Annotated in this window: 20 protein-coding genes; 9 read left to right on the top strand and 11 right to left on the bottom strand. The window is 67.0% G+C overall.

The annotated features are described in order from the left end of the window. Positions 1-2 precede the first annotated feature (2 nt). The 6 genes from era to NA10_RS31185 all read right to left on the bottom strand — a co-directional run bounded on the left by era (position 3) and on the right by NA10_RS31185 (position 5,387). Positions 3-944: a GTPase Era gene (gene era / locus NA10_RS31210; RefSeq protein ID WP_067574291.1), complete on the bottom strand. Its 942-nt coding sequence runs from the start codon at positions 942-944 to the stop codon at positions 3-5. Continuing rightward, positions 941-1,351 (bottom strand): cytidine deaminase-like protein, encoded by a 411-nt coding sequence (locus tag NA10_RS31205; RefSeq protein WP_067574290.1) that lies wholly within the window; start codon positions 1,349-1,351, stop codon positions 941-943. Before NA10_RS31205 ends, era begins: the two co-directional genes overlap by 4 nt. Then, a complete protein-coding gene (locus NA10_RS31200) occupies positions 1,344-2,666 on the bottom strand; it encodes a hemolysin family protein (protein ID WP_067574289.1) in 1,323 nt (440 codons plus the stop codon). Before NA10_RS31200 ends, NA10_RS31205 begins: the two co-directional genes overlap by 8 nt. Then, positions 2,663-3,217 carry an rRNA maturation RNase YbeY gene (gene ybeY, locus NA10_RS31195; protein ID WP_067574288.1) on the bottom strand — a complete coding sequence of 185 codons (555 nt, stop codon included), beginning with the start codon at positions 3,215-3,217 and terminating at the stop codon, positions 2,663-2,665. The genes NA10_RS31200 and ybeY overlap by 4 nt, the downstream gene beginning before the upstream one ends. A gap of 22 nt (positions 3,218-3,239) precedes the next feature. Continuing rightward, entirely contained in the window at positions 3,240-4,298 is a 1,059-nt protein-coding gene (locus NA10_RS31190; protein WP_067574303.1) for a PhoH family protein, read from the bottom strand. Between the two features lie 186 nt (positions 4,299-4,484). Further along, positions 4,485-5,387 carry a LysR family transcriptional regulator gene (locus tag NA10_RS31185; protein ID WP_067574302.1) on the bottom strand — a complete coding sequence of 301 codons (903 nt, stop codon included), beginning with the start codon at positions 5,385-5,387 and terminating at the stop codon, positions 4,485-4,487. Between the two features lie 666 nt (positions 5,388-6,053). On the opposite strand from NA10_RS31185, the gene NA10_RS31180 reads away from it, so the two are divergent. Continuing rightward, complete coding sequence (locus NA10_RS31180; RefSeq protein WP_067574287.1) at positions 6,054-7,262, top strand: MFS transporter; 1,209 nt, start codon at positions 6,054-6,056, stop codon at positions 7,260-7,262. A 68-nt stretch (positions 7,263-7,330) separates the two neighbouring features. On the opposite strand, the gene NA10_RS31175 is transcribed toward NA10_RS31180, so the two are convergent. From NA10_RS31175 to NA10_RS31155, 5 genes are all read right to left on the bottom strand, one after another. Beyond that, complete coding sequence (locus NA10_RS31175) at positions 7,331-8,071, bottom strand: 16S rRNA (uracil(1498)-N(3))-methyltransferase (RefSeq protein WP_067574286.1); 741 nt, start codon at positions 8,069-8,071, stop codon at positions 7,331-7,333. Positions 8,072-8,075: 4 nt separating this feature from the next. Further along, positions 8,076-9,227: a molecular chaperone DnaJ gene (gene dnaJ, locus NA10_RS31170; protein ID WP_067574285.1), complete on the bottom strand. Its 1,152-nt coding sequence runs from the start codon at positions 9,225-9,227 to the stop codon at positions 8,076-8,078. A 36-nt stretch (positions 9,228-9,263) separates the two neighbouring features. Further along, a complete protein-coding gene (gene hrcA, locus NA10_RS31165; RefSeq protein ID WP_067574284.1) occupies positions 9,264-10,304 on the bottom strand; it encodes a heat-inducible transcriptional repressor HrcA in 1,041 nt (346 codons plus the stop codon). A 474-nt stretch (positions 10,305-10,778) separates the two neighbouring features. Continuing rightward, the gene (gene hemW, locus NA10_RS31160; RefSeq protein ID WP_067574301.1) at positions 10,779-11,975 is read right to left on the bottom strand and encodes a radical SAM family heme chaperone HemW; all 1,197 of its coding nucleotides are present in this window, start codon (positions 11,973-11,975) and stop codon (positions 10,779-10,781) included. A gap of 500 nt (positions 11,976-12,475) precedes the next feature. Further along, on the bottom strand, positions 12,476-12,883 hold the full coding sequence (locus NA10_RS31155) for an SgcJ/EcaC family oxidoreductase (protein WP_067574283.1): 408 nt from the start codon (positions 12,881-12,883) through the stop codon (positions 12,476-12,478). A 389-nt stretch (positions 12,884-13,272) separates the two neighbouring features. On the opposite strand from NA10_RS31155, the gene NA10_RS31150 reads away from it, so the two are divergent. The 8 genes from NA10_RS31150 to NA10_RS31115 all read left to right on the top strand — a co-directional run bounded on the left by NA10_RS31150 (position 13,273) and on the right by NA10_RS31115 (position 21,435). Continuing rightward, on the top strand, positions 13,273-15,063 hold the full coding sequence (locus NA10_RS31150) for a nitrite/sulfite reductase (RefSeq protein ID WP_067574282.1): 1,791 nt from the start codon (positions 13,273-13,275) through the stop codon (positions 15,061-15,063). 15 nt (positions 15,064-15,078) lie between these two features. Beyond that, positions 15,079-15,789 carry a phosphoadenylyl-sulfate reductase gene (locus NA10_RS31145; RefSeq protein ID WP_067574281.1) on the top strand — a complete coding sequence of 237 codons (711 nt, stop codon included), beginning with the start codon at positions 15,079-15,081 and terminating at the stop codon, positions 15,787-15,789. Continuing rightward, positions 15,768-16,718, top strand: coding sequence for a sulfate adenylyltransferase subunit CysD (gene cysD, locus NA10_RS31140; protein WP_174562580.1), 951 nt, complete (start codon positions 15,768-15,770; stop codon positions 16,716-16,718). Before NA10_RS31145 ends, cysD begins: the two co-directional genes overlap by 22 nt. After that, complete coding sequence (locus NA10_RS31135) at positions 16,718-18,016, top strand: sulfate adenylyltransferase subunit 1 (protein ID WP_067574279.1); 1,299 nt, start codon at positions 16,718-16,720, stop codon at positions 18,014-18,016. The genes cysD and NA10_RS31135 overlap by 1 nt, the downstream gene beginning before the upstream one ends. A 265-nt stretch (positions 18,017-18,281) precedes the next feature. Beyond that, a complete protein-coding gene (locus NA10_RS31130) occupies positions 18,282-19,007 on the top strand; it encodes a sirohydrochlorin chelatase (RefSeq protein ID WP_067574300.1) in 726 nt (241 codons plus the stop codon). 284 nt (positions 19,008-19,291) lie between these two features. Next, a complete protein-coding gene (locus tag NA10_RS31125) occupies positions 19,292-19,855 on the top strand; it encodes a hypothetical protein (protein ID WP_245678066.1) in 564 nt (187 codons plus the stop codon). Between the two features lie 42 nt (positions 19,856-19,897). Continuing rightward, positions 19,898-20,545, top strand: coding sequence for an HAD family hydrolase (locus tag NA10_RS31120; RefSeq protein WP_067574278.1), 648 nt, complete (start codon positions 19,898-19,900; stop codon positions 20,543-20,545). 125 nt (positions 20,546-20,670) lie between these two features. Then, a complete protein-coding gene (locus NA10_RS31115) occupies positions 20,671-21,435 on the top strand; it encodes an SDR family NAD(P)-dependent oxidoreductase (RefSeq protein ID WP_245678065.1) in 765 nt (254 codons plus the stop codon). Positions 21,436-21,656: the final 221 nt, after the last annotated feature.

Here is a 21,656-nt window from a genome sequence, read left to right as displayed (position 1 = left end):
ACTCAGAAGCCCAGGCGGCCCAACTGTTTCGGGTCGCGCTGCCAATCCTTGGCGACCTTCACGTGCAGGTGCAGGTAGATGCGGGTGCCGAGGATTTTTTCGATCTGATGCCGGGCGTTGGTGCCGACCTCTTTGAGGCGAGCGCCGCCCTTGCCGATGATGATGGCCTTCTGGCTGGGGCGCTCCACGTAGAGCAGGGCGTGCACGTCGAGCATGCCCTCGTGGGTGCGGGTGCCCTCGGTGGCGGTGTCGTCGTTCTCCTCGCGCTCGAGGACATCCTCGATCACGACGGCGAGCGAGTGCGGGAGCTCATTGTCCAGGCCCTCGAGGGCGGCCTCGCGAATGAGCTCGGCCATGAGGGTTTCCTCGGGCTCGTCGGTGAGATCGCCGTCGGGGTAGAAGGCCGGGCCCTCCGGCATTTTCGAGGCGATGACATCGATGAGCACCTCGACCTGTTCGCCCTTGACCGCCGAGACCGGCACGATCTCGGCCTCGGGACCGAGCAGTGCCGAAACCGCCATGAGCTGATGCGCGATGGCGTCCCGGCTCACCTTGTCGATCTTGGTGACCACGCCCAGCAGGGTGGTCTTGGGGGCCATGAGCTTGATCTGCTCGACGATCCAGCGGTCGCCCGGGCCGATCTTCTCATCCGCGGGAATGCAGAGGGCGATCACATCGACCTCGGAATAGGTATCGCGCACAAGGTCATTGAGCCGCTGTCCGAGCAGTGTGCGCGGGCGATGCAGACCGGGGGTGTCGACCAGGATGAGCTGCGCGTGCTCGCGGTGCACGATACCGCGAATGGTATGCCGGGTGGTCTGCGGCCGCGAGGAGGTGATCGCGATCTTCTGACCCACCATGGCATTGGTCAGCGTGGACTTGCCGGTATTGGGCCGGCCCACGAAACATACGAAACCCGAATGGAATTCGTCCTTCTTGCTCATTCGAACACCTCCGACTCGGTTTCCAGATCAAAGCCCTCGGGAATACCGGGCCGCTGGGCCGGATCGCCTTCGATCGGCCCCTCCACCACTTCGAACACCGCGCCCTTGGCATCGGTGAATACGATGCGCGCCGTCGCCGACACCTCACGCACCGCGGCCACACCGGGATCGGAGAACCGGCCCGCCACCACTACCGCGGCCTCGAAACCCTCTGCGCCACTGGAGATCGCGGCCGCGACCGCGGACTGCAGTGCGGTCAGCTTCAGACTGGCCAGCCCCACCTCACCCGCGGCGTAGGTGCGTCCGTCGGTATCGCGGATGGCCGCGCCCGCACCGCCTCCGGTGCGGCCCAGCGCGCCGCGCGCGAGGATCAACAGCTTGTTGTCCTCGGCGTCCAACTCAGTCATCGGCTTCTCCCTCTTCATGTGCGCCGTCCGGTTTCCCTTCGGCCGCTTCGTTTTTGGTCTTCTCGATGGGTCGCCGCACCACTACGGTGTGCACGCGCACCCGGCCGCGGGCATCGGAACCGCCCTCGCCGCGCAGGTGCAGGCCGTGAATGACGGCCTTGGAACCCGGCAGCGGGACACGACCCAGCGCGTGCGCGAGCAGGCCGCCGACGGTGTCGACATCCTCGTCGTCGATCTCCATACCGAACAGGTCACCGAGGTCCTCGACCGGAAGTCGCGCGGAGACACGGTATTTGCCCGGACCGATCTCCTCGACGGGCGCGGTCTCATCGGTGTCGTACTCGTCGGCGATCTCACCAACGATCTCCTCCAGCACATCCTCGATGGTGACCAGCCCGGCGATACCGCCGTACTCATCGACCAGGACGGCCATATGGTTTCTGCGGCGCTGCATTTCGTCCAGCAGCGCGTCCAGGGGTTTGGAGTCGGGCATGAACACGGCCGGGCGCATGACCTCGCGCACCTTGACCTTCTTGGCCCGATCCGAGTACGGCACAAGGTCTTTCAGGTAGACGACACCGAGGATATCGTCGACGTTCTCGCCCACCACCGGAATTCGCGAATGCCCGGAACGCACCGCGAGCGACATCGCCTGCGCGGCGGTCTTATCCGCCTCGATCCAGACCATCTCGGTGCGCGGCACCATGACCGCGCGGGCCGCGGTCTCCCCGAGTTCGAAGACCGACTGGATCATCCGGCGTTCCTCATCGTCCACCACGCCGCGCTCACCGGCCAGATCCACGACCTCGCGCAGTTCGATCTCGGAAGCGAAGGGGCCGTTGCGGAATCCCCTACCGGGGGTGATCGCATTACCGACCAGAATCAGCAGGCGGCTGATCGGACCGAGCAGCGTGCCGATGGCCTGTAGGGGCAGGGACGCGCCCAGCGCCAGCGAATACGCGTGCTGGCGGCCCAGGGTGCGCGGGCCGACGCCGATCACGAGATAGTCGACCAGCACCATGACCGCCGCGGTGATGACCAGCGCCGCCACCTCGGGCAGCCAATCCAGCAGTACCGCCGCCAGCAGCACCGTCGAGCTGATCTCACACAACACGCGCAGCAGCACCATGAGATTCACATAGCGCGGGCGATCGGCGATGATCCGCGCGAGTCGCGCCGCGCCGGTGCGATCGGCGCGCATCAGATCATCAACGCGCGCAGGGGAAATCGTATTCAGGGCCGAATCCAGCGCGGCGAAGACGCCACCGGCCGGCACCAGCACTATGGCCAGCAGTAGCAGGACGAACGAATTCACGCCGGATCCAGCGGATCACCGGAATCGGTGAAACCCGTCTTACCCAGCAGTCGCCGATCCCGCTCGGCGAGCTCTTCGCGCACCTGCTGCTCACGCAGGCTCTCGTACCAGCCCTCCAGCAGCGAAGCCTGGAGCGCGAACATCTCCTTCTCCTCCTCGGGCTCGGCATGGTCGTAGCCGAGGAGGTGCAGGACGCCGTGCACGGTCAGCAGCGCGAGCTCGTGATCCATGGAGTGCCCGGCCTTCTCGGCCTGCTGGGCCGCGAATTCGGGGCAGAGCACGATATCGCCGAGCATGGACGGGCCGGGCTCGGCGGCATCGGGCCGCCCGCCCGGCTCCAGTTCATCCATGGGGAAGGACATGACATCGGTCGGACCCGGCAGGTCCATCCAGCGCATGTGCAGATCGGCCATGGTGTCGAGATCGACCAGCACCATTGACAGCTCGGCGGCCGGATGCACATCCATCTGACCGATCGCGAAGCGCGCGACGCTGACCAGTTCCTCTTCGGATACTTCGATACCCGATTCGTTGGCGATCTCGATACTCACCCGCTCAGCCTATCGGCCGAGTTCAGCGGCGCCCCTCCCGGCTCGCGGCACGTCGCTGCGCGCGGTTGCCCGGATAGTGCGCCACCTGCGGGCCGCTGTCGTTCTCGTACCGGTCGTAGGCATCGACAATCTCGCCGACCAGGCGGTGACGAACGACATCACTGCTGGTCAGATAGGAGATCTCGATATCGTCGATCTCGGTGAGAATCTCGGTCGCCGCCCGCAATCCGGAGCGGGCGCCGGTCGGCAGGTCCACCTGGCTGACATCGCCGGTCACCACCATCTTGGAGCCGAAGCCCAAGCGGGTGAGGAACATCTTCATCTGCTCGGCGGTGGTGTTCTGCGCCTCGTCCAGAATGATGAACGCGTCATTGAGGCTTCGGCCACGCATATAGGCCAGCGGGGCGACCTCGATCACGCCCGCGGCCATGAGCTTGGGAATGGCCTCGGGATCCATCATGTCGTGCAGGGCGTCGTAGAGCGGGCGTAGGTAGGGGTCGATCTTCTCGTTGAGCGTGCCGGGCAGGAAGCCCAACCGCTCACCCGCCTCGACCGCCGGACGCGTCAGGATGATGCGGGTGACCTGTTTGGCCTGCAACGCCTGCACGGCCTTGGCCATGGCCAGATACGTCTTACCGGTACCGGCCGGGCCGACGCCGAACACAATGGTGTGATTGTCGATGGCATCGACATAACGCTTCTGGTTCAACGTCTTCGGGCGGATGGTCTTGCCGCGCCGGGACAGGATGTCCAAACTCAGCACCTCCGCCGGAGAATCCGACGAGCCCTCGGTGAGCATCGAATAGGTGTGCCGCACCGCTTCGGGACTGACCTGGCGGTTCCGCGCCGTCAAGGCAACCAGCTGAGCGATGACGCGCTCAGCGAGTGCCACGTCGGCGGGCTTACCGGTCAGGGTGACGGAGTTGCCGCGGACATGAATGTCGGCATCGAGGAGGCGCTCGAGTTCACGCAGGTTCTCGTCAGCCGAACCGAGGAATCCGAACACCGACTCCGGTGCCAATTCAATACTGGAACGAACGGTCCGACCCGCCGGTCCGGACCCATTGTCGTCGGTGCCGATACCGACCGTAGGGGTGCTCTGGTTGCCGATTTTGCCTGGTGTACTCAAAAGTGGCTATAGCCTGCTTCCCGGTCTCGAGCCTCACATCTTTGATGGAAGTTTACCGCCGCCCACCGACACCGCCCAGTGAATAAGCCGCTACCAGCAGGGGTGACGCGAGAACGCCGCACCGCCGCCGCCTCGGCGTTATGCGGGACCGACCTGGGGATGTGCCCATTCGAAGGTGAAATCCCGGAACCGCCGCACCGCCGCCGAGGGTGCCGCACCCGTCCGCCAGATCAACCCGACCTCGCGCATCGCCTCCGGATCGATGAGCGGAATCAGCGCCGGATCCGGCTGCGGACCTCCGACCAGCGGATGTTCCAGCGGCAGAATCGACACCCCCAACCCCACCGCGACCAGCCCCCCGATGGTGCCGAGATTGCTGCATTCGAACCCGATGCGCGGCCGGAAATCCGCTGCGGCACAAAGCTCGTCGAGCACCCGGCGCATACCGAAGCCGGGATGCATGGCGATGAACTCGGCCTCGGCGACCTCGTTCAGCCGCACCTGCCGTCGCGCCGCCAGCCGATGATCCGGCGGCACCGCCAGCGCGAGCCGCTGCCGCAACAACGGTCGCCACCCGACCCCCGACTCGGTCGGCCGGGGCGACAGCAGGCCCAGATCGGCACGGCCCTCCAGCACGGTGTGGGTGACCACATCGGCGGCATCCTGCTGCAGGGTGAAGGTGATCCGCCCCGAGACCCTGCGGAAACCCGCGATCAGCTCGGGCACCACCCGCGCCCCGAGCGAATGCTGGAACGCCAGCCGCACCACCCCCTTGGCGGGATGCGCGAGATCGGCGAGTTCCCTGACCGCGGAATCGAGTTCACCCTGCGCCCGGCGCGCGTGCTCATAGTAGACCCGCCCGAACTCATTGAGCGTCAACCGTTTTCCATGCCGATCGAACAGCCGCACACCCAAACGACCCTCCAACCGAGCCAGCATGCGGGACAGCGTCGGCTGCGTCAGATGCAGCCGCTCCGCGGCCACCCCCACCCGCTCGAGCTCGGCCAGTGTGAGAAACCAATGCAAATCGTCATTCGCCACAATCGCCCCCTCGGCCAAGGAGCTCACGCCCCGGCGAACACCCGGACTCACCCGCGACCGCAGCCCGGCCGAGGTACACAGCGCTGCGACCAGTCCGCGTGCGCAGCACGATCGAGTACGGATGGTCACGCGCCTCCTCTCGGACCCCAGGTGCGATCCCGCCTCGATCGCCGGACTCTGCGGTGGCCCGGTCCTGAGATTCAGCACTCGAGCCGCCGCGTCCCATCGAGTTGGTGGCCGACCGGGTTCGCCGGCGCGCCCGGGCGCGAGGACCTGCTTGGGTGCGGGGTTCGCCCACGGTGGGCGCGAGGCGCGTGAACGAGTGCGTCTGATCAACCGGCACAGTCGACCCCGGTTCGACCCGCTCGCCTGCGGCCACAACCCGATTACCGGACGCGGCGGTGGTCCGATCCCGAGAATGAGCGCTCGGGCTACCCGGTCCAATTGCGCACGTGGCGAACCGGGTCTGCCACTCGCGAGATTCCGCCATCGGTCCGGCGTGGGTGCGGGGTTCGCCGACCGCGGGTGCGAGCGGCGTGGACGAGTGCGGATTGTCACTCGTCATGGTCGGCCTCCCGGTCGATAGCTCGGCTAATACTGCTGGCGCATCAACTTTCCGATGATTATGCATTTCCTTTCGAATGGTGGCGCGCCCATGCTCGGGTGATGACCGCCGTTGCGCTCGCTTCCGAAGACAGCGCGGTGCATGAGCGCCGAATTACCGTGGCGCTCTTCGCCGCCGGGCTGACCACCTTCGCATCCATGTACAGCGCGCAGGCGCTGCTGCCCAGTTTGTCGGCGGCGTTCGGGGCGACTCCGGCGCGAGCGGCGCTGGCGGTTTCGCTGACGACCGGATTGCTGGCGGTCGCGATTGTGCCGATGAGCGTGCTGTCCGATCGGATCGGGCGTACCCGGGTGATGATCGGGTCGGCGGTGGCGGCCGGTGTGATCGGGCTGCTGCTGCCGTTCAGTCCCACGCTGGACGTCCTCTTGGCAGGGCGGGCGATACAGGGTGTGGCGCTGGCCGGGGTGCCCGCGGTGGCGATGGGGTATCTGGCGGAGGAGATCGGGGCGGCGGGGCTGCCCTCCGCGATGGGCGTCTATATCGCGGGGACCAGCTTGGGCGGGCTCACCGGACGTCTCATACCGGCGTTCACGCTGGAGGTGGGGCCTTGGCGGTGGGCGCTGGCCACGATCGCGCTCGCCGCGGCGGTGTGTGCGGGGATATTCGTACGGATGCTGCCGCCCTCGCGCCGATTCACTCCGCGACCACTCGCAATCCGCTCTGTCGCAGCCGGGTTCGCGGGTCACCTGCGAGATCGCACACTGCTGCCGCTGTACGGCCTGGCATTGGTGATGATGGGCGGATTCGTCTCGATGTACAACTTCCTGGGATACCGACTCACCCGCGAACCGTTCGGATTATCCGCCGCCACAGTGGGTTTGGTGTTCGTGCTCTACCTGGCCGGAACGGCCACGGCCGCGAATGCGGGGCGACTTACCAACAGGCTCGGGCGAGCTCGCGTGCTGATCCTCGGGCTGGCCGGCATGGGACTCGGCCTGCTGCTGACCCTGCCCGATGTACTTCCGGTCATCCTCTTCGGTGTATTGCTCTGCACCGCGGGCTTTTTCGCCGTCCACGCGGTGGCCAGCGGCTGGGTCGGCGCGGCCGCCACCGGCAACCGCGCCGCCGCTTCGGCGCTGTACACGTGCGCCTACTACCTGGGAAGTTCGATCGCGGGCGGAGCCGCCGGTCTGGTCTTCGGACACTTCGACTGGCCCGGCCTCGTCCTCTACGTCGCGATCCTGCTCGCGCTGGCGACCGCACTCGTCGCCACCCTCACCACCCGCGCGCGCACTCCCCAGACGGCCTGACCCCACGTCCATGTAATGGTGCAGGGGCCTTCTCGAGCGTCATCACACGCACAGCACCGGATCGGGGGCTACCAGCGGGGAGTCAGTGCGCCCAGTGCGCCGAGGGCTACGGCTGCGGCTGTCGAGGTGCGCAGGACCGTGGGGCCCAGCAGGACGATATTCGCGCCCGCTTCGGCCAAGGCCGACAGTTCGGAGTCGTCGAGGCCGCCTTCGGGGCCGACGATGAGGACCACTTCGGGGACGCCCTCGAAAGACAGGTCGGTGAGGCGGGTTTCGCCGGATTCGTGCAGGGCGGCGACGATCGCCCCGTGGGATGTGGCCTCCCGCACCAGGTTCAGCAGATCGCGGGTGGTGTGCAGGTCGGCGATATCGGGGATGTAGGGGCGGCGGGATTGGCGGGCGGCCTGTTTGGCCGCGGTGCGCCATTTCTCGACCGCCTTGTGCGCCTTGTTCTCCCATTTGGAGACGCAGCGAAGCGCCTGCCAGGGGACGATGGCGTCGGCCCCGGCCTCGGTCATGAGTTCGACCGCGAGTTCGGAGCGCTCGGATTTGGGCAGCGCCTGGACCACCGTGACCTGCGGGGTGGCGGGCGGGGCCACCCGCCGGTCCAGAACCTTCAGCTCCAGGCGATCTTTCTGGGCCGCAACCACTTCGGAGTCGGCGAGTAACCCGTTGCCATCGGAGAGCGTGATCGGCTCGCCGACGCGGATGCGCCGGACGGTCGCCGCATGGCGACCCTCCGGGCCGTCCAGGACGGCGGTGGCACCCGGCTCCGGAATCTCGTCGAGGTAGAAGACGGTGGCGGCCACCGGATCAGCGTCCGCTGAAGGAGGCGCGCAGCCGGGCGAACAGACCGCTGTTGTGCTCGGACTGGGTGGAGAGCACCTCGGTGCGCTCGCTCGGGCGCATGGCCTTGTACTTGCGCAGCAGATCGGACTGTTTGGAGTCCATTTTGGTGGGAATCACGATATCCAGGTGCGCGATCAGATCACCGCGAGAGTTGGCGCGCAGCTTGGGCATTCCGTGGCCGCGCAGCACCGAGACCTCACCGGGCTGGGTGCCCGCCGGAATGGTGAGCTCCACCGGACCGTCCAGGATGGTGTCGATGACGACCGTGGTGCCCAGCGTCGCGTCCACCATGGGCACCCGAATGGTGCAGTGCAGATCATCGCTGTCGCGCACGAAGGTGTCGTGCGGCTGCTCCACGATCTCCACGTACAGATCACCGGCGGGACCGCCACCCGGGCCGACCTCACCCTGAGCCGCCAGCCGCACCCGCATACCGCTGGCCACACCGGCCGGAATCGGCGCGGCGATCTCCCGGCGCGAACGCACCCGTCCGTCGCCGCCGCACTTGCGGCAGGGATCCGGGATGGTCTCGCCCGCGCCACGGCAGGTGGGGCACGGCCGCGAGGTCATGACCTGACCCAGGAACGACCGCTGCACCGTCTGCACTTCACCCGCGCCGCCGCAGGTTTCACAGCGCACCGGCTTGGAGTTGCCATTGGTGCCCGCGCCCACGCAGACATCGCAGAGGATGGCGGTGTCGACGGTCAGGTGTTTGGTGACCCCGACCGCGCACTCCTGCAACGAGAGTCGCGTGCGCAGCAGCGAATCGGCGCCGGGCTGCACCCGGCCGCGCGGCTTACGCGGATTGGAGGTGTTCATCCCGCCGAAGAAGGCTTCGAAGACGTCACCGAGGCCACCGAAACCCGCGCCGGAGAATCCGCCGCCGGCTCCGCCGCCGTTCTCCATGGGGTCGCCACCGAGGTCGACGATGCGGCGCTTCTCCGCGTCGGTCAGCACCTCGTAGGCCGTCGACACCTCGCGGAACCGCTCCTGCGCCTCCGGTTCCGGGTTGACGTCGGGATGCAGTTCACGCGCCAACTTTCGATAGGCGCGCTTGATCTCCTGGTCGGTCGCGTTGCGTGCGACGCCGAGCAGTGCGTAATAGTCCCGTGCCACTTGTGCTCTCTAGTCCTGTTTCGTCTCTCCACTTGCTCACCGTTCGGCGAGCACCTCACCGATGTACCGGGCCACGGCCGCCACCGAGGCGATGGTCCCCGGATAGTCCATGCGGGTCGGGCCCAGCACCCCCATGCCGCCAAGAACGGTACCGGGCATCCCGTATCCGGTGGACACCACCGCCGTTCCGCGCATTTGTTCGACCTTGGTTTCCTCCCCGATCTGCACGGTCACGGTACCCGGTTGCTGTGAGGCTGCCAGCAGCTTCAGCACGATGACCTGTTCTTCCAGGGCCTCCAGTACCGAACGCAGCGACCCGGGGAATCCGTTCCCGGCGAAGTCTCCGGCATTGCGGGTGAGGTTCGCGGTGCCGCCCAGCACCAGGCGCTCCTCGGGATGTTCGACGAGCGTTTCCACCAGCACGGTGGAGACGCGGATGAGCACATCGCGGAGCTTGCCGGTGGAGTGCTCGGGTAGTTCCGCCACCGCGGCCGAGGCCGAGGCGAGGCGTTTGCCCTCCATGGCCTTGCCGAGCATGGCGCGCACCGCGCCCAGGTCATCGTCGGCGATCACATTGCCCAGATCGACCAGGCGCTGATCGACGCGACCGGAGTCGGTGATGACCACCAGCAGCAGGCGCGCGGGATTGAGCGCGACGACCTCGATATGCCGGACGGTGGAGGCGCTCACGGTCGGGTACTGCACCATGGCCACCTGCCGGGTCAGCTGCGCGAGCAACCGCACACCCCGGCGGAGTACGTCGTCGAGATCGACGCCGCTCTCCAGAAACTCCATGATGGCCCGCCGCTCGGCATTGGAGAGCGGCTTGACCTCGGAGATGTGATCGACGAACTGCCGATAGCCCTTATCTGTCGGAATGCGCCCGGAACTGGTGTGCGGCTGGGTGATGTACCCCTCCGCCTCGAGCACCGCCATGTCATTGCGCACCGTCGCACTGGAGACGCCGAGATTGTGTCGTTCCACCAGCGTCTTGGACCCGATCGGCTCCTTGGTCGAAATGTAGTCCGCGACGATCGCTCGCAGGACCTCGAGCCGCCGCTGCTCCGTGGTCGACATCAGCCCCACCTCCTCGCTCGCCTTCGGGCTCACCGTGCATGCCGCACCGGGCGGGTATACAGGTGATTCCCGGATCTTCGAGATCCAGTTTAGGTGGCAATGAGCAAATTACCTGCGTGCGGTCGCCCGAGCACGTCGGCGGTCAGCCGCGCAGGTCGCCGTAGAAGCCGCGGAGGTCGGCGATGAGCAGCGCCGGGGTCCCCTTGCCGCGAGGTGGCCGCCGGTGTCGAATTCGGTCCGGTGGGCGATGGAGTTGAGTTGTTCGGCGTAGCGACGGACGGCGGGATCGCCGTGGAAATTGGCTACGGCGGTGGGGTCGAGCGGGAGGCCACGGGTTCGGCTCGGGCGCTGCCGGAGATCCCGCACCCGCGCCTGCGACATCTCAACTCGGAATGGAAGATGTCCTCGTCGAACGTACTGATGCGTTGCAGCGTAATCCCGCGTTACACACAGCCTGTGGGCGATTACACCGGATCAGGTGAGCAGGGTGCGGACCACGGCATCGGCCAGCAGTCGGCCGCGAGCGGTCAGGACCAGGTGGTCGCCGCGCAGTTCCGCCAGGCCGTCCGCGACCACCCGCCGGGCAGCCGCCCTGCCGTCGGCGTCCAGATCACCGAGGGGTAATCCGGTGCGCAGGCGCGCGGTGAGCATGACGCGTTCGGTATAGCGCTCCGAATCGGTGAGCTGCTCCCATCCGGCCGCGGGCAGGCCGCCGAGCGCGACCCGATCCGCATAGCGCGCAGGGTGTTTCACGTTCCACCAGCGGACGCCACCGACGTGACTGTGCGCGCCCGGGCCCGCGCCCAGCCAGTCGCCGCCGTCCCAGTAGCCGAGGTTGTGGCGGCACCGGGCGCGGTCGTTCGCGGCCCAGTTGGAGACCTCGTACCAGCCCAGCCCAGCCGCCTCCAGACGCGAATCGATGCGTTCGTAGCGGGCGGCGAGCACATCGTCATCGGGGGCGGGCAGTTCGCCGCGCCGCACTCGGCGAGCCAGCGCGGTGCCATCCTCCACGATCAGCGAATACGCCGAGACATGATCGACCCCGGCCGCCAGCACCGCATCGAGGCTGGCATCGAGATCCGCGTCGGTCTCCTCCGGCGTCCCGTAGATCAGATCCAAATTGACGTGCTCGAACCCCGCCGCACGCGCCTCCTGAGCGGCAGCCACGGCCCGGCCCGGCGTATGGGTGCGATCCAGCACCTTCAGCACATGCGCGGCCGCGGACTGCATTCCCAGCGATACCCGGGTGAACCCGCCGTCCAAGAGCTTGCCGAAGAACTCCGGCGAGGTGGATTCCGGATTCGACTCGGTGGTCACCTCGGCATCGGCCGCCAGCGTGAAGTTCGCGCGGATGGCGGTGAGCACATCGGCGAGACCGTCACCGCCGAGCAGCGACGGCGTGCCGCCACCGACGAAGACCGTCTCCACCTCGGGCTGAGCACTCGGGAAGGATGCGAATCGCTCTGCCGCAGTGGCCAACTCACCGCGCAGCGCCTCGAACCAGGACTGCGGCGAAGCCGAGGTACCCAACTCCCCCGCCGTATAGGTGTTGAAATCGCAATACCCGCACCGTGTCGCACAGAACGGCACATGGACATAGATCCCGAACGGCCCGCCCCCGAAGTCCCGCAGCTCCAGCGAAGGCTGATCTGCGGTGGCGGCGACGTCGATGCCTACGGAATTCACATCCCCAGTCTGCCCGGTATCCCAGCTCACACCACAGTCGCCTCACGCCCACCACGCCTTCGTGGCCAACCTCGGCCGCCGACAGCGGCCGAACAGTAAGCTGAACGGAGCCTGGACCTTTTGCTGAGGGGTGGCGTCAAACACCGTTCAGCTGGAAGCCCAGCCGAGCGAGTCAATGCGGGGACCGCACTCCCCGCTCCGGGATTGGTTCTGCTCGAACATCATTCAGCCCACCGATGCCAACCTGACAAGGCACCGGCCCCGGACCGGATGCAGAATGGTTCATCGTGTGGACAGTCCTGTCCGGGTTATCGGCGTGGGCTCTTGTCGCCCTGTCCATCGCGGTTCTGATCTTCATCTATTCGTCGGTGAGGCTGCTGGTCACGAGACATAACGCACGGCCTGGCGACGAAGTGATCATTCGCCTGATTCCCCCGCGTATCGAGATTCGGTACGGCCTTGAAACCGATCCGGCGGCACGCGGGTCAGTGATTCACGACGGGGGTGTTCTGGCAGAAGGTGAGTAGCCAGCGGCCGTTCTCCTTGGTCATGCCGTAGAGGGGCGAGCCTTCGGAGGTGAGTTCGCCCGCGTGGGTGAAGTACTGCTGGCGGACCTTGACCGCGGCCACGTCGGGGCGGATGAAGCGGATGAGGAAGGGCTCGTAGGTGGCGTAGCCGTCCTTGGTCGCACCGGGCAGCACCGCGCGGGTGAATTCGGCGATCTCCTCCAGGCCGTTCAGGAACTTGCCGCCGCCGGTGGTCCAGATGGCCTCGGGGTGGAAGAGCGCGAGGAAGGCGTCGGCGTCCTCGGCGCGCTGCGCCTTGGCGACTTCGGCGACGACGGCGTGGATGGCGGCGGTGTCGGCGGCGGTGTCGAGTTCTACGGTGCTCATGGGCTCATCCTCGAACCTCGAGTGGGGTGAAGGTCAACTGTCCAAGATCAACCGTGCGGCGATCTATGACTGTTGTCACACACCGGGTGCGCTTACCAGGGGATTTCCCTCGAAAGTCCGGAAAATATCGGCGGACGGTCGGAACAACCCGCCTGACATGGCACAATAAGCTCCATGACCGGACTTGGAGTACGACTCGTGGCGCGACGCCATGTCGACTTCAAGCGTGTCTGCAGCGCGAGCTGTCTGTCCGGAAGCCTCCGGTAGATCGGCTCCCCCTCTTCCCGGATCGACGCCAATTCCGCGGCGCCGAATTCCCCGGTTCGCTGATATCGGAGGCGTGAGTCAGCCCCTCCCGCCTGCCCGTAAGACCTTCAGGAGCGACCCTCATGACGTCGAGCACCGACGCCGACAGTTCCGAATCCGCTCGTCCCGCCCGGCCCGAACGCCCCGCGGCCGAACGACGGGTGCGCCCGGACCGCCCGCGCTCGGACGCGCCCGTCGCGCCGCGCGAGCGCACCGGTAAGCCGGTGCGGCGCAAGTCCGAAGGCCAGTGGGCGCTCGGTTATCGGGAGCCGCTGAACGCGAACGAGCAGAGCAAGAAGGACGACAACCCGCTCAACGTGCGCGCGCGCATCGAGAACATCTACTCGAAGCAGGGTTTCGACTCCATCGACAAGAGCGATCTGCGCGGCCGCATGCGCTGGTGGGGGCTCTACACCCAGCGTGAGCAGGGCTACGACGGCACCTGGACCGGCGATGAGAACATCGACATCCTCGAGGCCAAGTACTTCATGATGCGGGTGCGCTGCGATGGCGGCGCGCTCAATGTGCGCCAGTTGCGCACCCTCGGTGAGATCTCCACCGAATTCGGCCGGGACACCGCGGATCTGTCCGATCGCGAGAACGTGCAGTACCACTGGATCGAGATCGAGAACGTGCCGGAGATCTGGCGGCGGCTCGAAGAGGTCGGCCTGCAGACCACCGAGGCGTGCGGCGACTGCCCGCGCGTGGTGCTGGGTTCCCCGCTCGCCGGTGAATCCTTCGGCGAGGTCCTGGACCCGACGCCCGCCATCGACGAGATCGTCAAGCGGTACATCGGCAAGAAGGAATACTCCAACCTGCCGCGCAAGTTCAAGACCGCCATCTCGGGCCAGCAGGATGTGGTGCACGAGATCAACGACATCGCGTTCATCGGCGTGGATCATCCCGAACACGGTCCGGGACTTGATGTTTGGGTAGGCGGCGGCCTGTCCACCAACCCGATGCTCGCACAGCGTCTGGGCGCGTGGGTGCCCCTGGACGAGGTGCCCGATGTGTGGGAAGCGGTCGTATCGCTGTACCGCGATTACGGCTATCGGCGACTGCGCACCAAGGCGCGCATCAAGTTCCTGGTCAAGGACTGGGGCATCGAGAAGTTCCGCGAGGTCCTCGAGACCGAGTACCTGAAACGGAAGCTGATCGACGGTCCCGCGCCGGTGCAGCCGGAGCGCCCGATCGACCACATCGGTGTGCAGAAGCTGCGCAATGGCTTGAACGCCATCGGCTTCTCCCCCATCGCCGGTCGCGTCTCGGGCACCATCCTGCAGAAGGTCGCCGACGCCGTGGCATCCATTGGCTCGGACCGCGTTCGGTTCACCCCGTACCAGAAGCTGATCGTCCTGGATGTGCCCGACGACAAGGTCGAATGGCTCATCGACGAACTGAAGCCGCTGGGCCTGCACGGCCGTCCGTCGCATTGGCGGCGAAACCTGCTGGCGTGCAGTGGTATCGAGTTCTGCAAGCTGTCGTTCACCGAGACCCGCAAGCGGTCCCAGGTGCTGGCTCCCGAGCTGGAGACGCGCCTGGCCGATATCAATGCCGATCTCGATGTGCCCATCACCGTGAATATCAACGGCTGCCCCAATTCGTGCGGTCGATCGCAGATCGCGGATATCGGTTTCAAGGGCATGCTCGTCGACGACGGCGAGGGGAATCAGATCGAGGGCTTCCAGGTTCACCTCGGTGGCAGCCTCGGGCTCGACAGCGGCTTCGGCCGAAAGCTGCGCCAGCACAAGGTGACCAGCACCGAACTCGGCGATTACATCGAGCGCGTCGTACGCAATTTCGTCAAGAACCGTGACGAGGGTGAGCGTTTCGCGGTGTGGGCTGTCCGCGCCGAAGAGGCAGACCTGCGGTAGTTGGAGGAAACAGCAATGACCACAACCAAACTCGCCGAAGCAGACCTGCGCGCACTCGCGGAGCAGGGCAATAGGGACCTCGGTCCGAACGCCACCGCACAGGAACTGCTGGAGTGGACCGAGAAGAACTTCGGCTCCAATTACATTGTCGCCTCGAATATGCAGGACGCGGTGCTGGTGCAACTGGCGTCGCAGGTCCGTCCCGGTGTGGATGTGCTGTTCCTCGATACCGGCTACCACTTCGCCGAGACCATCGGCACCCGCGACGCCGTCGAACTCGTCTACGGCGTGAACATCGTGAACGTACAGCCGGAAAACACCGTGGCGGAACAGGATCAGCTGCTCGGCAAGGATCTGTTCGCCCGCGATGCCGCCGAATGCTGCCGCCTGCGCAAGGTGGTGCCGCTGCAGAAGTCGCTCCGGCCGTACAACGCCTGGGTCACCGGCATCCGCCGGGTCGAGGCGCCCACGCGCGCCAACGCGCCCCTGATCTCCTTCGACGAGGGCTTCGGGCTGGTGAAGATCAATCCGATCGCCGCCTGGTCCGATGCGGATATGGCCGAGTACATCGAGGCCAATGGCATTCTCGTCAATCCCCTTGTGGAGGAGGGATATCCGTCCATCGGTTGCGCTCCGTGCACACGGAAGCCGGAACCGGGATCCGATCCGCGAAGCGGCCGCTGGGCCGGCCTCGCCAAGACCGAATGCGGGTTGCACGCCTCATGAGCGCTCCTACTGCTGAATCCACCACTCTCGCCGATGGCGAATTCGACACTCTCGCCGCGCTCGAGAGCGAATCGATCCACATCTTCCGCGAGGTAGCGGGCGAGTTCGAACGGCCGGTGATCCTGTTCTCCGGCGGTAAGGACTCCACGGTGCTGCTGCACCTGGCGCTCAAGGCCTTCTGGCCCGCACCGCTGCCCTTCGCGCTGCTGCACGTGGACACCGGGCACAACCTGCCCGAGGTGCTCGAATTCCGCGATCACGTGGTCGAGAAGTACGGGCTGCGTTTGCATATCGCCTCGGTCGAGGAGTACCTCGCCGATGGGCGGCTCACCGAGCGGCCGGACGGCATCCGCAACCCGCTGCAGACGGTGCCGCTGCTGGACGCCATCAATGAGAACCGCTTCGACGCGGTCTTCGGCGGCGGCCGCCGCGATGAGGAGCGTTCGCGCGCCAAGGAGCGCATCTTCTCGCTGCGTGATGCCTTCGGGCGCTGGGATCCCAAACGGCAGCGGCCCGAACTGTGGAACCTGTACAACGGCAAGCACGCTCCGGGTGAGCATGTGCGCGTATTCCCCATCTCCAACTGGACCGAGCTGGATATCTGGCGGTACATCGCCCGCGAGAACGTGGAGCTGGCGAATATCTACTACGCGCACGAGCGGCCGGTGTACCAGCGCGACGGCATGTGGATGACCCCGGGCGTGTGGGGCGGCCCGGCCGAGGGTGAGGAGCTCTCGGTCAAGTCGGTGCGCTATCGCACCGTCGGCGACGGATCCACCACCGGCGCAATCATTTCCGATGCGGCCGACAATGCGGCGATTCTCGCCGAGGTCGCCGCCTCCAGGCTCACCGAACGCGGCGCGACCCGAGGCGACGATCGCGTCTCCGAAGCCGCCATGGAAGATCGCAAGCGAGAGGGTTACTTCTGATGGCCGACCTATTGAGACTGGCCACCGCCGGATCGGTCGACGACGGCAAGTCCACCCTGGTCGGACGCCTGCTGTACGACACGAAATCCGTTCTCGCCGACCAGATCGACGCGGTGACCCGCGCCTCGGTCGACAAGGGACTGGCCACGCCGGACCTGTCGCTGCTGGTGGACGGCCTGCGCGCCGAGCGGGAACAGGGCATCACCATCGATGTGGCGTACCGCTACTTCGCTACGCCCGCACGGTCTTTCGTGCTCGCCGATACGCCCGGGCATGTGCAGTACACCCGCAACACGGTGTCCGGCGCGTCCACCGCGCAGCTGGTGATCCTGCTCGTGGACGCCCGCAAGGGTGTCATCGAGCAGACCCGCCGCCATGCCGCGGTAATGGCGCTGCTGGGTGTGCCGAAGCTGGTGCTGGCCGTGAACAAGATCGACCTGGTCGACGATCCGGCCGGTGTGTTCGCGCGCATCGTCGCCGAATTCTCCGAGCTGACAGCCAAATTGGGCTGGGCCGCCGAGGATGTGGTGGAGATTCCGGTCTCCGCGCTGCACGGCGACAATGTGGCCTCGCGGTCGGCGAACACCCCGTACTACACCGGGCCCTCGCTCATCGAGCATCTGGAATCGGTGCCGGTGGATGCCGACAGCACCCGCCACGAGGTGGGCCTGCGCTTCCCCGTGCAGTACGTAATTCGCCCGCGCACAACCGATTACCCGGATTACCGCGGGTACGCCGGTCAGGTCGCGGCGGGCACCGTGCGCAAGGGCGACGAGGTCGTGGTGCTGCCGTCCGGCACCCGCACCACCGTCGAGCGCATCGACACCCCCAATGGTGAACTGACCTCGGCGCAGCCGGGTCGCAGCGTCACCCTGATCCTGGCCGATGACGTGGACGTCTCGCGCGGTGACACCATTGTCGCCGCCGATGACGCGCCCGAGCCGATCGAAGCCTTCGACGCCACGGTCTGCTGGCTCGGCGACAAGCCGCTGCGCCCCGGCGCGCGCCTGCTGCTCAAGCACGGCACCCGCACCACCCAGGCCATCGTGGGCGCGCTCATCGAACGCTTCGACGAACAGCATCTGTCGGCCGACCCGGCCCCGGAATCGCTGGCGCTCAACGACATCGGGCGCATCTCGGTGCGCGTCGCCGAACCCATCGCGGCCGACGACTACAGCGTCAACCGCTACACCGGCAGTTTCCTGCTCATCGACCCGGCGGGCGGCAATACCCTCGCCGCGGGCCTGGTCGGGGACGCCCTGACCAAGGTCGAGGTCGGCACGGAAGTCGGAGCCTGACATGAGTTCGCCCGGCAGCGGCGCATTCCCGACCGCCCCGCTGCCGGTCGCCCTCCGCCACGACAGTGACGCGCGCGGCATGAGCGGCAGCGGCATGAGCGGCAGCGGCATGAGCGGCAGCGGCCCGCGGGCGACTCGAAACACCGGTGCCGCAACAGTTCCCGGAGTTCACCCGACCACCCGAGCAGCCTGGGCATTCGACGCCCGCCGCCCGGCCTTGATCGCTGTGGCCCACGGCAGCCGCGACCCCCGCTCGGCCGCGACCATGTACGCCGTCGTCGAACAACTCGCCGCGGCCCGACCGGATCTCGATGTGCGCCTGGCGTTCTTGGACCTGAGTGCGCCCTCGGTCGACCAGGTCGTGGATGCCGTTGCCGCCGCAGGCCATTCGCATGCGGTAGTCGTCCCCCTCCTGCTGGGCAGCGCTTTTCACGCACGCGTGGACCTGCCAGGCTTGCTGGCGGCCGCACGAACACGGCATCCGCGCCTGTACCTGACCCAGGCCGATGTTCTGGGCGTCGACCCGCGCCTGGTCACCGCCCTGCGGGACCGGGTCCACGAGGCGCCGGGCGCGGGCTTCGACTCCGGCGCAGCACATCCCACCGCGCGGGTCGCGGGCACGCCATTCGATTACGCACCGCGACTGGGCATTGCGGTCGCGGCGGTGGGCTCCTCCTCGCCAGCGGCGAACGCGCGCACCGCCGAGGTGGCCCGGCGACTAACCACCCTTACCGGCTGGGATACCGAAATCTGCTTCGCCACAATCGAACCCACCATCGTCGCGGCGGCGGCCCGGCTACGCGCACGCGGGGCCGACCGGATACTGGTAGCACCTTGGTTCCTCGCCCCCGGCCTACTCACCGACCGCCTCTCGGCCGCGGCCACCGACCTGACCCACGCCGAGGTGATCGGCGCGCATCCCGCCCTCACCGAGATCGTGTGGGACCGCTACGACGCGGCCGCCACCACCACCCTCACCCGCACGGCCTGATTCGCCCGCTCAACTCGGCGAGACCGCGGAAACCGCTACATACAGGCGGGGAAGTGGCCCGCCGCGGCGGAGGACTTGGGGCACAGGCGCAGTCGTCGCTGCTGATCGGGGCGGGATTCGTGGTGGGGCGATTCCATAACGGCCGATCACCTGCTCCTCGGCCGGATACGCCCGCGACAGATATGGCGCTCGTCGTTCGGGCCGTGGCCGAATGGTCATCGGGCCGAATTTCACTACCGCCTGTGAATAGTTTAGGCTTTCCTAAGTTAGCGGAGGGTTTAAACATGCTCGGTGAGTCTGGTGCGGGGACGGCGGTGACGCCGGGCGTACGCGATTCGTGGCGGATTTTCCTCGGGTACGCGGTGTTGGCGACGGGGGCACTCGCGGGGGCCGTGTGGATCGCGGGGCATGCGCGGCATATCAGTCCGGCGGTGCATATCGGGGGGCTGGCGCTACACCTGACTTCGCTCGCGGTGGGATTCGGCGGGGTGCTGCTCGCGGATTCGCTTGCCCTGCGGTGGGTTGCGGGGCGGGCGTCGTTGAGTGCGACGCTACGCGCGATCGGAAGGCTGCATACGCCGATCTGGCTCGGACTGGCGGGACTGGTCGCGAGCGGGTGTGTGCTGGAGCCGAATCTGTCCTCGATGATGACCCGGACCAAGCTGGTGATGGTGCTGGCGTTGACGCTCAATGGGATTCAGGCCGCCGCGCTGAGCCGGCGACTGCGCGGTCGCGGGGATGCGCGGCTCACGCCGGGGCTGCTGGCGTGGAGCGTGGCCACCGGGCTGGTATCGCAGGTGTGCTGGTGGACCGCGACCGTGATCGGGGTGGTCAACGCACAGGGCTGAGTTCCGCTGATCGGGCCTCGGCGCGCCCGATAGGCTGGGCGAATGATCAAGGCAGTGGTGTTCGATGTGGGCGAGACGCTGATCGACGAGACCCGGATCTGGAGCCGATGGGCCGACCGGTTGGGGATTCCGCGATTCGCGCTACTCGGGGTGATCGGCGGTATGGCGGCCACGGGACGACCCCTCACCGATGCGTTCGAACTACTGCTGCCGGGGGTCGACCTCGACAAGGAACAGGTCAGCTGGGCCATGGACGAGCCCGAGAGTCTGCGCAACAACTTCGACGCCGATGATCTGTACCCGGATGTGCGGCGCGCGCTGGGACTGCTGCGCGAGCGCGGGTTGAAGGTGATCATCGCGGGCAACCAACCGCCGCAGGCCAAATCGGCGCTGGAGAAGATGAACCTGCCGGTGGATGGGATCTACACCTCCGCCGAATGGGATCTGGAGAAGCCCGATCCCATGTTCTTCCATAAATGCGCCGAGGTAGCGGGCGTCGAGGTCGGCGAGGTCTGCTACGTGGGCGATCGGGTCGACAATGATGTGCTGCCCGCCAATGGCGTGGGCATGATCCCGGTGCTCATCCGCCGCGGACCGTGGGGGTATCTGCATTCGGAACTGCCGCAGACCTCGTACGGCGTGGTGATCAACAGCCTCGACGAACTCGCGGAGCTGCTCGCACCCGCCTGAACCCCACGGCCGATCCGAGATACATGACGTATCAACTCAAAGGCCGATTCCCGCCAGCTCCGGCGGTCCGTTTCTCGTTTACTAGACATGTCAACGAAAACGGTTCAACCGCAAGGGGAATGGTCATGATGGATTCACGCTTCGCTTCCAAGGTCGTCCTGATCACCGGCGCGACCTCGGGAGTCGGCGCCGCGGTAGCCCGCCGGATCGCGGCCGAGGGCGGCGCGGTGGTGCTCGGGGCACGCGGCAAGGAGGCCGGTGACCGGATCGCCGAGGAGATCCGGACCGCCGGCGGCCGCGCGCTCTTCGTGCCCACCGATGTCACCGTCGAGGAGGATGTGGCGCGCCTGACCGATGCGGCCGTCACCGAATTCGGCCGCCTGGACGGCGCTTTCAACAATGCGGGCGCGATCAACGCCTTCGGCTCGGTGCAGGATATCGACGCCGCGGGTTGGCGGGCGGATCTGGAACTGAACCTCACCGCCGTGTATTACGGACTGCGGCACCAGGTTCCGGCACTGGCGGCCTCCGGCGGCGGCGCGATCCTGAACAATGCCTCCCAGCTCGGCGTGGTCGGCATGGCCTCGGTCGCCCCGTACGTGGCCGCCAAGCACGGCGTCATCGGCCTCACCCGGGCCGTGGCCCTGGAGAACGCCGATCAGGGCATCCGCGTCAATGCCATGGTCTCCGGTGCGGTCGACACCCCCGCCTACCGTAATTCCATGGGCGCCACCCCTGAAGGCGAGGCCATGGTCGCCTCGCTGCACCCCATGGGCCGCATCGCCCGGCCCGAGGAGATCGCCGCCTTCTGCGCCTTCCTCCTCAGCGATGAGGCCAGCTTCATCACCGGCGCCGCCCTCACCTCCGACGGCGGCTTCACCACCCGCTGACGCGACGTGGCCCACCTCCGCGCCTGGGCACTTGCAGCGCGGGGGTGGGCCGGTCGCGTTCGGCGTCCCGGTGGGGGGTTCGAGGGGGATCACCCCACCGACGCCGACGACTTGTATTGCGGGATGTGATCAGTGGGAGAACTGCTCGGACGGCGGTCAGTGACGACCGCCGCCACCGCCTCCTCCACCACCGCCGTGGCCACCGCCACCGCCCGCGCCGC

Source organism: Nocardia acidivorans NBRC 108247 (assembly GCF_001625085.1).
Classification (GTDB): domain Bacteria; phylum Actinomycetota; class Actinomycetes; order Mycobacteriales; family Mycobacteriaceae; genus Nocardia; species Nocardia acidivorans.
This window is presented reverse-complemented; position numbering and strand designations above follow the sequence as displayed.

Excerpts from the sequence above, each read along its gene's own strand:
- era (WP_067574291.1), bottom strand. The coding sequence starts at position 944 with ATGAGCAAGAAGGACGAATTCCATTCGGGTTTCGTATGTTTCGTGGGC.
- NA10_RS31205 (WP_067574290.1), bottom strand. The coding sequence starts at position 1,351 with ATGACTGAGTTGGACGCCGAGGACAACAAGCTGTTGATCCTCGCGCGC.
- NA10_RS31180 (WP_067574287.1), top strand. The coding sequence starts at position 6,054 with ATGACCGCCGTTGCGCTCGCTTCCGAAGACAGCGCGGTGCATGAGCGC.
- hrcA (WP_067574284.1), bottom strand. The coding sequence starts at position 10,304 with ATGTCGACCACGGAGCAGCGGCGGCTCGAGGTCCTGCGAGCGATCGTC.
- NA10_RS31155 (WP_067574283.1), bottom strand. The coding sequence starts at position 12,883 with ATGAGCACCGTAGAACTCGACACCGCCGCCGACACCGCCGCCATCCAC.
- NA10_RS31150 (WP_067574282.1), top strand. The coding sequence starts at position 13,273 with ATGACGTCGAGCACCGACGCCGACAGTTCCGAATCCGCTCGTCCCGCC.
- NA10_RS31145 (WP_067574281.1), top strand. The coding sequence starts at position 15,079 with ATGACCACAACCAAACTCGCCGAAGCAGACCTGCGCGCACTCGCGGAG.
- cysD (WP_174562580.1), top strand. The coding sequence starts at position 15,768 with ATGCGGGTTGCACGCCTCATGAGCGCTCCTACTGCTGAATCCACCACT.
- NA10_RS31135 (WP_067574279.1), top strand. The coding sequence starts at position 16,718 with ATGGCCGACCTATTGAGACTGGCCACCGCCGGATCGGTCGACGACGGC.
- NA10_RS31130 (WP_067574300.1), top strand. The coding sequence starts at position 18,282 with ATGTACGCCGTCGTCGAACAACTCGCCGCGGCCCGACCGGATCTCGAT.
- NA10_RS31125 (WP_245678066.1), top strand. The coding sequence starts at position 19,292 with ATGCTCGGTGAGTCTGGTGCGGGGACGGCGGTGACGCCGGGCGTACGC.
- NA10_RS31120 (WP_067574278.1), top strand. The coding sequence starts at position 19,898 with ATGATCAAGGCAGTGGTGTTCGATGTGGGCGAGACGCTGATCGACGAG.
- NA10_RS31115 (WP_245678065.1), top strand. The coding sequence starts at position 20,671 with ATGATGGATTCACGCTTCGCTTCCAAGGTCGTCCTGATCACCGGCGCG.